Here is a 12,673-nt window from a genome sequence, read left to right on the forward strand (position 1 = left end):
CATCTATTTTTCTCATTGTTTTTAATCACCATTCTATTTTAAAAACAGTATATCATTTATAAATGACGCCGTTTAAAATTCGTTTAGAAAATACGTTTAACGATAATTAAAAGGATTCTGTTAAATGAAATTAAAAATAGTTGCGGTGGTTGTAACTGGTTTGTTAGCTGCGAACGTAGCACACGCTGCCGAAGTCTATAACAAGGATGGTAATAAACTCGACCTTTATGGCAAGGTTACCGCTCTACGTTATTTTACTGATGATAAGCGTGACGATGGTGATAAAACTTATGCCCGTCTCGGCTTTAAAGGAGAAACGCAAATCAATGATCAAATGATTGGTTTTGGTCACTGGGAATATGATTTTAAAGGCTATAACGATGAAGCCAACGGCTCGCGCGGCAAGAATCTCTGATTGAGTTAAGTGCCCATCACAATATGATCACTGACCTTATATTACACAATCATCCCAGGATGAAAACAATCACTTTAAACGACAACCATATTGCACATTTAAACGCCAAAAACACTACAAAACTGGAATATTTAAACTTAAGCAATAACAATTTACTGCCAACCAATGACATTGATCAACTAATATCATCAAAACATCTTTGGCATGTATTAGTTAACGGCATCAACAATGATCCACTTGCACAAATGCAGTACTGGACTGCAGTAAGAAATATAATTGATGACACTAATGAAGTGACCATTGATTTATCAGGACTTAATTTAACCACTCAACCACCAGGGCTGCAAAACTTCACCTCTATCAATCTTGATAATAACCAACTCACACATTTTGATGCAACCAACTACGATAGACTCGTAAAGCTAAGTCTGAATAGTAATACTCTTGAGTCAATAAATTTTCCTCAAGGCAGAAATGTAAGTATTACACATATATCTATGAATAATAATGCTCTCAGAAATATTGATATAGATAGGCTTTCATCAGTTACTTATTTTAGTGCGGCACATAATCAACTAGAGTTTGTGCAATTAGAATCTTGCGAATGGCTGCAATACCTGAATCTCAGCCATAATCAATTAACTGATATTGTTGCAGGTAATAAAAATGAACTCTTACTGCTGGATCTATCCCATAATAAACTAACAAGTTTACACAATGACTTATTTCCCAACTTGAATACGTTACTTATTAACAACAATTTGCTTTCTGAAATTAAAATATTCTATAGCAACTTCTGCAATGTTCAGACATTAAACGCTGCTAACAACCAGTTGAAATATATAAATCTTGATTTCCTGACTTATCTTCCATCTATCAAAAGTTTAAGACTGGACAATAATAAAATAACCCACATTGATACTAATAATACATCCGATATTGGAACTTTATTCCCCATAATAAAACAGAGCAAAAACTTAAATTTTTTAAATGTTTCTGGGAAGAACAATTGCCCTACTATGCAGCTCATGTTATTTAATTTGTTTTCCCCAGCACTTAAGCTTAATACTGGCCTGGCAATTCTTTCGCCTGGTGCATTTGAAGTTCACTCTGACGGAATAGATGTGGATAACGAATTGTTTCACTATCCTATTAATAAAGCATATACCCCATATAATATACACACTTACAAGACAGAGGAAGTTGTAAACCAGAGGAATATAAAAGTTAAAAACATGACCTTAGATGAAATAAACAATACTTACTGTAATAACGATTATTACAATCAGGCAATAAGAGAGGAACCGATAGACCTTCTGGACAGATCGTTTTCCTCCAGTTCATGGCCTTTTTAGTGAATAAATCATCACTAATTCTATAAGTGTCTGGTCTTGTTGATAATATAGTTAATATGTAACCCTTTAGATTCACGATCTGAAGGGTTGAAACATGACATACGTTCAAAGATTAACCCCCGTTTGAAGGTTAGCTTGTTAGTTACATTTAGTAACACATATCTGGCTACTTAATCCCCATTCTGCCCCCGCGGTTACGCTTTCTTATCTATTCTTTCAATCAGCACTTCACCCAATTCATCCTTAATTCTAATAACTGGCTATTGCGCCTTACCTCCTGTTTTGTCTTTTTTCATTACCAATGTGTGCATGTGAGGAACAATATGGCACTGCAAAATGAGAAAAATAGTCGTTATCTTTTACGCGACTGGAAACCAGAAAATCCGGCCTTCTGGGAAAATAAAGGAAAACATATTGCTCGAAGAAACCTCTGGATATCAGTCAGTTGTCTACTTCTTGCCTTCTGTGTCTGGATGCTATTTAGCGCAGTTACCGTTAATCTCAATAAAATCGGTTTTAATTTTACTACCGATCAACTCTTTTTATTAACCGCATTACCCTCCGTTTCTGGCGCATTATTGCGTGTTCCCTACTCCTTTATGGTGCCTATATTCGGTGGACGCCGATGGACGGTTTTTAGTACTGCAATCCTGATTATTCCTTGCGTCTGGCTCGGAATTGCCGTGCAAAATACGAATACTCCTTTTGGGGTATTTATCGTTATCGCTTTGCTATGCGGTTTTGCAGGTGCAAACTTTGCTTCGAGCATGGGCAATATAAGTTTCTTCTTTCCAAAAGCCAAACAAGGGAGCGCTCTTGGGATTAATGGCGGATTAGGAAACTTAGGTGTAAGTGTAATGCAGCTGGTTGCACCGCTGGTCATTTTTGTACCTGTATTTGCCTTTCTCGGCGTCAATGGCGTACCGCAGGCCGACGGTTCGGTGATGTCGCTGGCGAATGCCGCATGGATTTGGGTACCGCTACTGGCGATTGCCACGATCGCCGCCTGGTCAGGGATGAATGATATCGCCAGTTCACGCGCCTCAATTGCCGACCAGCTCCCTGTCTTACAACGCCTGCATCTCTGGCTGCTGAGCCTGCTTTACCTTGCCACCTTCGGTTCGTTTATCGGTTTTTCTGCGGGTTTTGCCATGCTGGCAAAAACCCAGTTCCCGGATGTGAATATTCTGCGCCTGGCGTTCTTTGGCCCATTTATCGGTGCCATCGCGCGGTCGGTTGGTGGTGCTATTTCCGATAAGTTCGGCGGCGTGCGGGTGACGTTGATCAACTTTATTTTTATGGCGATTTTCAGTGCCCTGCTGTTCCTTACCTTACCGGGCACAGGCTCCGGTAATTTCATCGCCTTTTACGCCGTATTTATGGGGCTGTTTCTGACTGCGGGTCTGGGAAGTGGTTCTACTTTCCAGATGATCGCCGTCATCTTTCGCCAGATAACCATTTATCGGGTAAAGATGAAAGGCGGTAGTGATGAGCAAGCTCAGAAAGAAGCCGTCACCGAAACGGCGGCGGCTCTGGGCTTTATCTCAGCCATTGGCGCAGTGGGCGGCTTTTTTATTCCGCAGGCGTTTGGCATGTCGCTCAATATGACCGGCTCTCCGGTCGGCGCGATGAAAGTGTTTTTAATCTTCTACATCGTTTGTGTGCTGCTGACCTGGCTGGTTTATGGTCGGCGGAAGTTCAGCCAAAAATAAGAGATCGATGCCTGATGTACAACCGTGTCGCATCCGACAAGGCATCAGATCCCAATTCATTCCTGGAGCAGGAGTCATGTCATGAGTAAACTTTTGGATCGCTTTCGCTACTTCAAACAAAAGGGCGAAACCTTTGCCGATGGTCACGGACAGGTGATGCATAGCAACCGCGACTGGGAGGACAGCTATCGCCAGCGTTGGCAGTTCGACAAAATCGTGCGTTCCACCCACGGTGTTAACTGTACAGGCTCCTGTAGCTGGAAAATCTACGTTAAAAATGGTCTGGTGACCTGGGAAATCCAACAGACCGACTACCCGCGCACTCGCCCTGACCTGCCCAATCATGAACCTCGCGGCTGCCCGCGTGGCGCAAGTTACTCCTGGTATCTTTACAGCGCTAACCGCCTGAAATACCCGCTCATTCGTAAACGACTGATTGAACTGTGGCGCGAAGCCCTCAAACAACACAGCGATCCGGTACTGGCGTGGGCATCGATTATGAACGATCCGCAAAAGTGCCTGAGCTACAAACAAGTGCGTGGGCGCGGCGGGTTTATCCGCTCCAACTGGCAGGAACTAAACCAGCTGATTGCCGCCGCTAACGTCTGGACCATCAAAACCTACGGCCCGGATCGCGTTGCCGGTTTCTCGCCGATCCCGGCGATGTCGATGGTTTCTTACGCCGCCGGAACGCGTTATCTGTCACTGCTTGGCGGCACCTGTTTAAGTTTCTACGACTGGTATTGCGACCTGCCGCCCGCCTCGCCGATGACCTGGGGCGAGCAAACCGACGTACCGGAATCTGCCGACTGGTATAACTCCAGCTACATCATCGCCTGGGGGTCTAACGTACCGCAGACACGTACGCCGGACGCCCACTTCTTTACCGAAGTACGCTACAAAGGCACTAAAACCATCGCCATTACCCCTGACTACTCTGAAGTGGCCAAATTGTGCGACCAGTGGCTGGCACCGAAACAAGGCACTGACAGCGCCCTGGCGATGGCAATGGGCCATGTGATTTTAAAAGAGTTTCATCTCGATAATCCCAGCGACTACTTTATCAACTACTGCCGCCGCTACAGCGACATGCCGATGCTGGTAATGCTGGAGCCTCGCGACGATGGTAGCTACGTTCCCGGGCGCATGATCCGCGCATCTGACCTGGTGGATGGACTGGGCGAAAGCAACAATCCGCAGTGGAAAACCGTAGCAGTTAATACCGCAGGTGAATTGGTAGTGCCGAACGGTTCGATTGGTTTCCGCTGGGGAGAAAAAGGCAAATGGAATCTGGAATCCATTGCCGCCGGTACGGAAACCGAATTGTCGTTAACCCTGCTCGGTCAACATGACGCTGTTGCAGGCGTGGCCTTCCCCTACTTTGGCGGCATTGAAAATCCGCATTTTCGCAGCGTAAAACACAATCCGGTGCTGGTGCGCCAATTGCCCGTTAAAAACCTGACGTTAGTCGATGGCAACACCTGTCCGGTGGTCAGCGTTTATGATTTGGTACTGGCGAATTACGGCCTCGATCGCGGGCTGGAAGATGAAAACAGTGCGAAAGATTACGCTGAAATCAAACCGTACACCCCAGCCTGGGGTGAGCAAATTACCGGCGTGCCGCGCCAGTATATTGAAACCATCGCCCGTGAATTTGCCGATACCGCCCATAAAACGCATGGGCGCTCGATGATTATCCTCGGCGCAGGTGTTAACCACTGGTATCACATGGACATGAACTACCGCGGGATGATCAATATGCTGATCTTCTGCGGTTGTGTCGGGCAAAGCGGTGGCGGCTGGGCACACTATGTCGGCCAGGAAAAACTGCGCCCACAAACCGGCTGGTTGCCACTGGCCTTTGCGCTCGACTGGAACCGACCACCGCGCCAAATGAACAGCACCTCGTTTTTCTACAATCATTCCAGCCAATGGCGCTATGAAAAAGTCTCTGCTCAGGAGTTACTTTCACCGCTCGCCGATGCCAGTAAGTACAGCGGTCATCTGATTGATTTCAACGTTCGCGCCGAACGTATGGGCTGGCTACCTTCTGCGCCGCAGCTGGGGCGTAACCCGCTCGGGATTAAAGCTGAAGCCGACAAGGCCGGATTATCCCCCACAGAATTTACCGCCCAGGCGCTGAAATCGGGCGATTTACGTATGGCCTGCGAACAACCAGATAGCGGCAGCAATCATCCGCGTAATTTGTTTGTCTGGCGCTCTAACCTGCTTGGCTCCTCCGGCAAAGGCCACGAGTATATGCAGAAGTATCTGCTGGGGACCGAAAGCGGGATTCAGGGCGAGGAACTCGGTGCCAGCGACGGGATCAAACCGGAAGAAGTCGAGTGGCAAACTGCGGCGATTGAAGGCAAGCTCGACCTGCTGGTGACGCTCGACTTCCGCATGTCCAGTACCTGCCTGTTCTCCGATATCGTTCTGCCCACCGCCACCTGGTACGAAAAAGACGATATGAACACCTCGGATATGCATCCGTTTATTCATCCGCTTTCTGCGGCGGTCGATCCGGCGTGGGAATCACGCAGCGACTGGGAAATCTACAAAGGTATCGCCAAAGCATTTTCGCAAGTGTGCGTGGGTCATCTTGGCAAAGAAACCGACGTGGTATTACAACCCCTACTGCATGACTCTCCGGCAGAGCTCTCACAGCCGTGTGAAGTGCTCGACTGGCGCAAAGGCGAATGCGATCTGATTCCAGGCAAAACCGCGCCGAATATTGTGGCGGTGGAGCGCGACTACCCTGCTACGTATGAACGCTTTACCTCGCTCGGGCCATTGATGGACAAACTTGGCAATGGCGGTAAAGGGATTTCGTGGAATACGCAGGATGAAATCGATTTCCTCGGCAAACTCAATTACACCAAGCGTGATGGCCCGGCACAGGGGCGTCCGCTGATTGACACCGCCATTGACGCTTCAGAAGTGATTCTGGCACTGGCACCGGAAACCAACGGTCATGTTGCAGTCAAAGCGTGGCAGGCGCTGGGCGAGATCACCGGGCGCGAACATACCCATCTGGCGCTGCACAAAGAGGACGAGAAGATTCGCTTTCGCGATATTCAGGCGCAGCCGCGTAAAATTATCTCCAGCCCCACCTGGTCCGGTCTGGAAAGCGATCACGTATCCTATAACGCGGGATACACCAACGTTCATGAGTTAATTCCGTGGCGCACGCTGTCGGGACGCCAGCAGCTCTATCAGGATCATCCGTGGATGCGTGCTTTTGGTGAAAGCCTGGTGGCTTATCGCCCGCCTATCGACACCCGTAGCGTCAGTGAGATGCGCCAGATACCGCCAAACGGCTTCCCGGAAAAAGCACTTAACTTCCTGACGCCGCACCAGAAATGGGGCATTCACTCAACCTACAGTGAAAACCTGCTAATGCTGACGCTCTCTCGCGGTGGACCGATTGTCTGGATCAGCGAAACAGATGCCCGAGAACTGACCATTGTCGATAACGACTGGGTGGAAGTATTCAACGCCAACGGCGCGCTGACTGCCCGCGCGGTGGTCAGCCAACGTGTACCGCCGGGCATGACCATGATGTATCACGCCCAGGAACGCATTATGAATATTCCTGGTTCGGAAGTAACTGGCATGCGCGGCGGCATTCATAACTCGGTCACCCGCGTTTGCCCGAAACCAACGCATATGATTGGCGGTTACGCGCAGCTGGCCTGGGGCTTTAACTACTACGGCACCGTCGGATCGAACCGCGATGAGTTCATCATGATCCGCAAGATGAAGAACGTTAACTGGCTGGATGATGAAGGTCGCGATCAGGTACAGGAGGCGAAAAAATGAAAATCCGTTCACAAGTCGGCATGGTGCTTAACCTCGACAAATGTATCGGCTGCCATACCTGTTCGGTGACCTGTAAAAACGTCTGGACCGGGCGCGAAGGCATGGAGTACGCATGGTTTAACAACGTCGAAACCAAACCGGGCATTGGTTATCCGAAAAACTGGGAAGATCAGGAAGAGTGGCAAGGCGGCTGGGTCCGCGATGTGAATGGCAAGATCCGTCCGCGTCTGGGCAGCAAGATGGGCGTAATAACCAAAATCTTCGCCAACCCGGTGGTGCCGCAGATTGATGATTACTACGAACCTTTCACCTTCGACTACGAACATTTGCATAGCGCACCGGAAGGCAAACATATCCCTACTGCTCGCCCGCGTTCACTGATTGACGGCAAACGGATGGACAAAGTGATCTGGGGCCCAAACTGGGAAGAACTGCTGGGCGGCGAGTTTGAAAAACGTGCCCGCGACCGCAACTTCGAGGCCATGCAAAAGGAGATGTACGGGCAGTTTGAAAACACCTTCATGATGTACCTGCCGCGCCTGTGCGAACACTGCCTCAATCCCAGTTGCGTGGCGACCTGCCCAAGCGGCGCTATCTACAAACGCGAAGAAGACGGCATTGTGCTGATTGATCAGGATAAATGCCGTGGCTGGCGTTTGTGCATTAGCGGTTGTCCGTACAAAAAAATCTACTTCAACTGGAAAAGCGGCAAGTCAGAAAAATGTATCTTCTGTTATCCGCGAATTGAGTCAGGCCAACCCACCGTGTGCTCAGAAACCTGCGTGGGTCGCATCCGGTATCTGGGCGTGCTGCTTTACGACGCCGACCGCATTGAGGAAGCGGCGAGCACCGAGCGCGAAGTTGACCTCTATGAACGTCAGTGCGAAGTATTCCTCGATCCACACGATCCCTCAGTGATCGAGGAAGCCCTGAAACAAGGTATTCCACAAAACGTGATTGAAGCTGCCCAGCGTTCGCCTGTCTACAAAATGGCGATGGACTGGAAACTGGCGCTACCGCTGCACCCTGAATATCGCACCCTGCCAATGGTCTGGTACGTTCCTCCGCTGTCGCCGATTCAGTCCTACGCAGATGCGGGCGGTTTGCCGAAAAGCGAAGGCGTGCTGCCCGCCATCGAAAGCCTGCGTATTCCGGTGCAATATCTCGCCAATATGTTGAGTGCCGGCGATACCGGTCCGGTACTGCGGGCGCTGAAACGGATGATGGCGATGCGCCACTATATGCGTTCACAAACCGTGGAAGGCGTTACTGATACTCGTGCCATCGACGAAGTAGGCCTGAGCGTCGCCCAGGTCGAAGAGATGTATCGTTACCTCGCCATTGCCAACTATGAAGATCGTTTTGTCATCCCGACGAGCCATCGGGAAATGGCGGGCGATGCCTTCGCAGAACGCAACGGCTGCGGTTTTACCTTTGGCGACGGTTGCCACGGTTCGGACAGTAAATTCAGCCTGTTCAACAGTAGCCGTATCGATGCCATCAACATCACCGAAGTGCGCGACAAAGCGGAGGGCGAATAATGCAGATCCTCAAAGTGATCGGCCTGTTGATGGAGTATCCGGACGAGCTGTTGTGGGAATGCAAGGAGGACGCGCTGGCGTTGATCCGCCGCGACGCGCCGATGCTTACGGATTTCACCCACAACCTGCTTAACGCGCCGCTGCTGGATAAACAGGCCGAATGGTGCGAAGTGTTTGACCGTGGACGTACCACATCGCTGCTGCTGTTCGAACATGTTCATGCCGAGTCCCGCGATCGCGGCCAGGCAATGGTGGACCTGCTGGCGGAGTATGAAAAGGTCGGCCTGCAGCTGGATTGTCGGGAACTGCCCGATTATCTACCGCTGTATCTGGAGTATTTAAGCGTACTGCCTGACGATCAGGCGAAAGAAGGATTGCTCAATGTTGCGCCGATCCTCGCCCTGCTTGGCGGTCGCTTAAAACAACGCGAGGCACCGTGGTACGCGTTGTTTGATGCTCTGCTGCAACTGGCGGGAAGCTCCCTTTCAAGTGACAGTGTCACAAAACAAGTAAACAGCGAAGAGCGCGATGACACCCGCCAGGCGCTTGATGCAGTGTGGGAAGAGGAACAGGTGAAGTTTATTGAAGATAACGCCACGGCGTGTGACAGCTCGCCGCTTAATCAATATCAGCGACGCTTTAGCCAGGATGTCGCGCCGCAATATGTCGACATCAGTGCGGGAGGTGGGAAATGATTCAGTATCTGAACGTCTTTTTTTACGATATCTACCCGTACATTTGTGCGACGGTGTTTTTCCTCGGCAGCTGGCTGCGCTACGACTACGGGCAGTACACCTGGCGCGCCTCCTCAAGTCAAATGCTCGATAAACGCGGGATGGTGATATGGTCGAATCTGTTCCATATCGGCATTTTGGGGATCTTCTTCGGGCACTTGTTCGGCATGTTAACGCCGCACTGGATGTACGCGTGGTTTTTGCCAGTGGCAGCGAAACAACTAATGGCGATGGTGCTCGGCGGTATTTGCGGTGTGTTGACATTGATTGGCGGCGCAGGACTGCTGTGGCGCAGGCTGACAAATCAGCGCGTGCGTGCAACTTCCACTACGCCGGATATTATCATCATGAGCATTTTGCTGATCCAGTGTCTGCTGGGGCTAAGTACCATACCGTTTTCAGCACAGTATCCTGATGGTAGCGAAATGATGAAGCTGGTGGGTTGGGCGCAAAGCATTGTCACTTTCCGTGGTGGATCGTCAGAAATGCTTAACGGCGTAGCGTTCGTTTTCCGCCTGCATCTGGTATTGGGAATGACCATCTTCCTGCTCTTCCCGTTCACCAGATTGGTGCATGTGTGGAGCGCGCCGTTTGAGTACTTTACTCGTCGGTATCAGATTGTGCGTTCGCGGCGATAATTTCACCCTGGCCGGATAGCCCTTCGCTCTCCGGCCACTTGCAGGCTATGATAGTTCTCCAGTCACAGGAGAACGTTAATGAAACCGCAGGTGTACCACGTCGATGCTTTTACCTCTCAACCATTTCGCGGCAATTCTGCCGGTGTTGTTTTCCCCGCCGATAATCTTAGCGAAGCGCAAATGCAGCTTATCGCCCGCGAGTTAGGCCATTCGGAAACTGCTTTTCTGCTGCACAGCGACGACAGCGATGTGCGCATCCGCTACTTTACGCCAACGGTTGAAGTGCCGATTTGCGGTCACGCGACAGTAGCTGCGCACTATGTACGTGCGAAGGTGTTAGGTTTAGGAAATTGCACGATCTGGCAAACATCGCTGGCAGGAAAACATCGCGTGACTATCGAAAAGCACAACGATGATTATCGTATTTCGCTGGAACAAGGTACGCCGGGCTTTGAGCCACCGCTGGAAGGTGAAACACGTGAGGCGATTATCAACGCGCTTCATCTCACTGAAGACGATATTTTGCCGGGCTTGCCAATTCAGGTCGCAACAACAGGACACTCAAAAGTGATGATCCCGTTGAAACCGGAAGTGGATATCGACGCCCTTTCGCCTGATCTTGCTGCGCTGAGCGCTATCAGCAAACAGATTGGCTGCAATGGTTTCTTCCCGTTCCAGATCCGCCCAGGCAAAAACGAAACCGATGGTCGTATGTTCTCGCCTGCGATTGGTATTGTGGAAGATCCGGTGACTGGCAATGCCAATGGCCCGATGGGTGCATGGTTGGTACATCACAACGTATTGCCCCACGATGGCAACGTGTTATGTGTTAAAGGCCATCAGGGGCGCGCATTGGGGCGTGACGGCATGATTGAAGTGACGGTGACAATTCGTGATAACCAACCGGAAAAAGTCACCATTTCAGGCACAGCGGTGATTTTGTTTCATGCCGAATGGGCAATTGAACTCTGAAACCGTTGCCTGATGCGCTTCGCCTGTCAGGTCTACAACCGAGCTAATGTATGCCGGATAAGGCGTTTACGCCGCATCCGGCAACCTGACATAAATTATTTTCCCGCCTCCGGGTGCGTATCAAACGCCGCCATCACCAGCGCTAACTCATCCACGGTAAAGCCATGTTTCGCATCATCCACGCCCAGACCAAACTGTTCTTGCATCACAGCATATAATGACGCCACATCCGGTAGATTTCGCTGCTCCACCGCGTGCCCATTTTCATAATGGGTAAAATGAAAATTGGTCAGCGTTAGCTTGCCACCGTCCGGCAAATGGCGGCACATCAGCAAATGATGGCGAAAATGCGACTGCGGCCAGTGCGCCGACCAGAAATTGCCCATCACATAATCGCTTTGTTGCTGCTCGCAGAGATCAAAACGGTACATCGACTGCCAGTGCTGATGATGATTAAACTGCAACACCCAATCATCACCCTCCTGCAACAACCGATAATCTCCGTGTGGCGTGGTCTGCACGAGATCGGAAACTAAACGAATCGGCGCGGTTAGCGTCTGCCCACCGAAACCGACATCAGCAATCCATTTTTCCTCTTCCAGTTCCACCAACAGCAAACGATGGGTGCGCGGCGGTAATGCTGGCGGATTTGATAACACTACGCGCCCTAACAAGCTGCGAACGTTAAACTCCAGCTCGCGTAACACCCGCTCAAACACGCCATTCTGCTCAAAACAGTAACCGCCACGACGGGCTATCACCAGTTTCTCTTCCAGCGATTGATCATCAAGCTGTATTTCCCTCGGCAGCAAAACGTCGAGGTTTTCAAACGGAATAGTGCAATTGTGTTTCAGGTGCAATGCACGAAGCGTATCAATATTGACCGCAGCAGCTCCCGACCAGTTAATACGGGCAAAATAGTGATTCAGAATGGGCGTCATCAGGCGTTTCCCTTAGTGGTTTTCTCAACTTATAACCTGGAATAGACGCCGCACCGGCTATTTTGTGCGATCGCGGACATGCATCACGTTTGCAAATCGCCAATCCCGTTAATTTCGTTACTTATTGCGTTACGGACTACGCTTAAAAAAACCTTCTTCGCGAGGCGATACCATGAGCCGATTCATCCCCATAGAATTACACCATGCCAGCCGTCTGTTAAATCATGGCCCAACTGTCATGATCACCAGTTTCGATGAGCAATCCCAGCGGCGTAACATTATGGCAGCAGCCTGGTCAATGCCGGTGGAGTTTGAACCGCCACGCGTGGCGATTGTGGTAGATAAATCGACATGGACCAGGGAGTTGATTGAACGTAACGGTAAATTTGGCATCGTTATCCCGGGCGTTGCAGCAACTAACTGGACGTGGGCAGTGGGAAGCGTGTCGGGTCGTGAAGAAGATAAATTTAATTGCTATGGCATTCCGGTGGTGAAAGGTCCGGTGCTTGGTTTGCCACTTGTTGAAGAGAAATGTCTGGCGTG

The 12,673-nt window shown here is 50.0% G+C and carries 9 protein-coding genes and 1 pseudogene; 9 read left to right on the forward strand and 1 reads right to left on the reverse strand.

Features of this window, described 5'->3' with window-relative positions:
* Positions 1-124: 124 nt before the first annotated feature.
* The 8 genes and pseudogenes from QZF50_RS19475 to QZF50_RS19510 form a co-directional block, all read left to right on the forward strand.
* Positions 125-400, forward strand: a pseudogene (locus QZF50_RS19475) (porin); the annotation flags it as partial.
* A 38-nt stretch (positions 401-438) separates the two neighbouring features.
* Positions 439-1,770 (forward strand): leucine-rich repeat domain-containing protein, encoded by a 1,332-nt coding sequence (locus tag QZF50_RS19480; protein WP_000627113.1) that lies wholly within the window; start codon positions 439-441, stop codon positions 1,768-1,770.
* 323 nt (positions 1,771-2,093) lie between these two features.
* Complete coding sequence (narU, locus tag QZF50_RS19485) at positions 2,094-3,482, forward strand: nitrate/nitrite transporter NarU (protein ID WP_001207921.1); 1,389 nt, start codon at positions 2,094-2,096, stop codon at positions 3,480-3,482.
* An 81-nt stretch (positions 3,483-3,563) separates the two neighbouring features.
* Positions 3,564-7,304, forward strand: coding sequence for a nitrate reductase Z subunit alpha (narZ, locus tag QZF50_RS19490; RefSeq protein WP_000040453.1), 3,741 nt, complete (start codon positions 3,564-3,566; stop codon positions 7,302-7,304).
* On the forward strand, positions 7,301-8,845 hold the full coding sequence (narH, locus tag QZF50_RS19495) for a nitrate reductase subunit beta (RefSeq protein WP_000702561.1): 1,545 nt from the start codon (positions 7,301-7,303) through the stop codon (positions 8,843-8,845). The genes narZ and narH overlap by 4 nt, the downstream gene beginning before the upstream one ends.
* Positions 8,845-9,540: a nitrate reductase molybdenum cofactor assembly chaperone gene (gene narW / locus QZF50_RS19500; RefSeq protein ID WP_001166353.1), complete on the forward strand. Its 696-nt coding sequence runs from the start codon at positions 8,845-8,847 to the stop codon at positions 9,538-9,540. Before narH ends, narW begins: the two co-directional genes overlap by 1 nt.
* On the forward strand, positions 9,537-10,217 hold the full coding sequence (narI, locus tag QZF50_RS19505; protein ID WP_000617115.1) for a respiratory nitrate reductase subunit gamma: 681 nt from the start codon (positions 9,537-9,539) through the stop codon (positions 10,215-10,217). The genes narW and narI overlap by 4 nt, the downstream gene beginning before the upstream one ends.
* Before the next feature lie 78 nt (positions 10,218-10,295).
* A complete protein-coding gene (locus QZF50_RS19510) occupies positions 10,296-11,189 on the forward strand; it encodes a PhzF family isomerase (RefSeq protein WP_000804390.1) in 894 nt (297 codons plus the stop codon).
* A gap of 95 nt (positions 11,190-11,284) precedes the next feature.
* On the opposite strand, the gene nhoA is transcribed toward QZF50_RS19510, so the two are convergent.
* The gene (nhoA, locus tag QZF50_RS19515; protein WP_000187896.1) at positions 11,285-12,130 is read right to left on the reverse strand and encodes an N-hydroxyarylamine O-acetyltransferase; all 846 of its coding nucleotides are present in this window, start codon (positions 12,128-12,130) and stop codon (positions 11,285-11,287) included.
* Positions 12,131-12,302: 172 nt separating this feature from the next.
* Between nhoA and QZF50_RS19520 the strand changes: the two genes are divergently transcribed.
* Positions 12,303-12,673: flavin reductase family protein (locus tag QZF50_RS19520; protein WP_000085910.1), on the forward strand; the 371-nt coding region annotated here is incomplete at its 3' end.

It is taken from the genome of uncultured Escherichia sp., from assembly GCF_948475835.1.
GTDB lineage: Bacteria > Pseudomonadota > Gammaproteobacteria > Enterobacterales > Enterobacteriaceae > ECMA0423.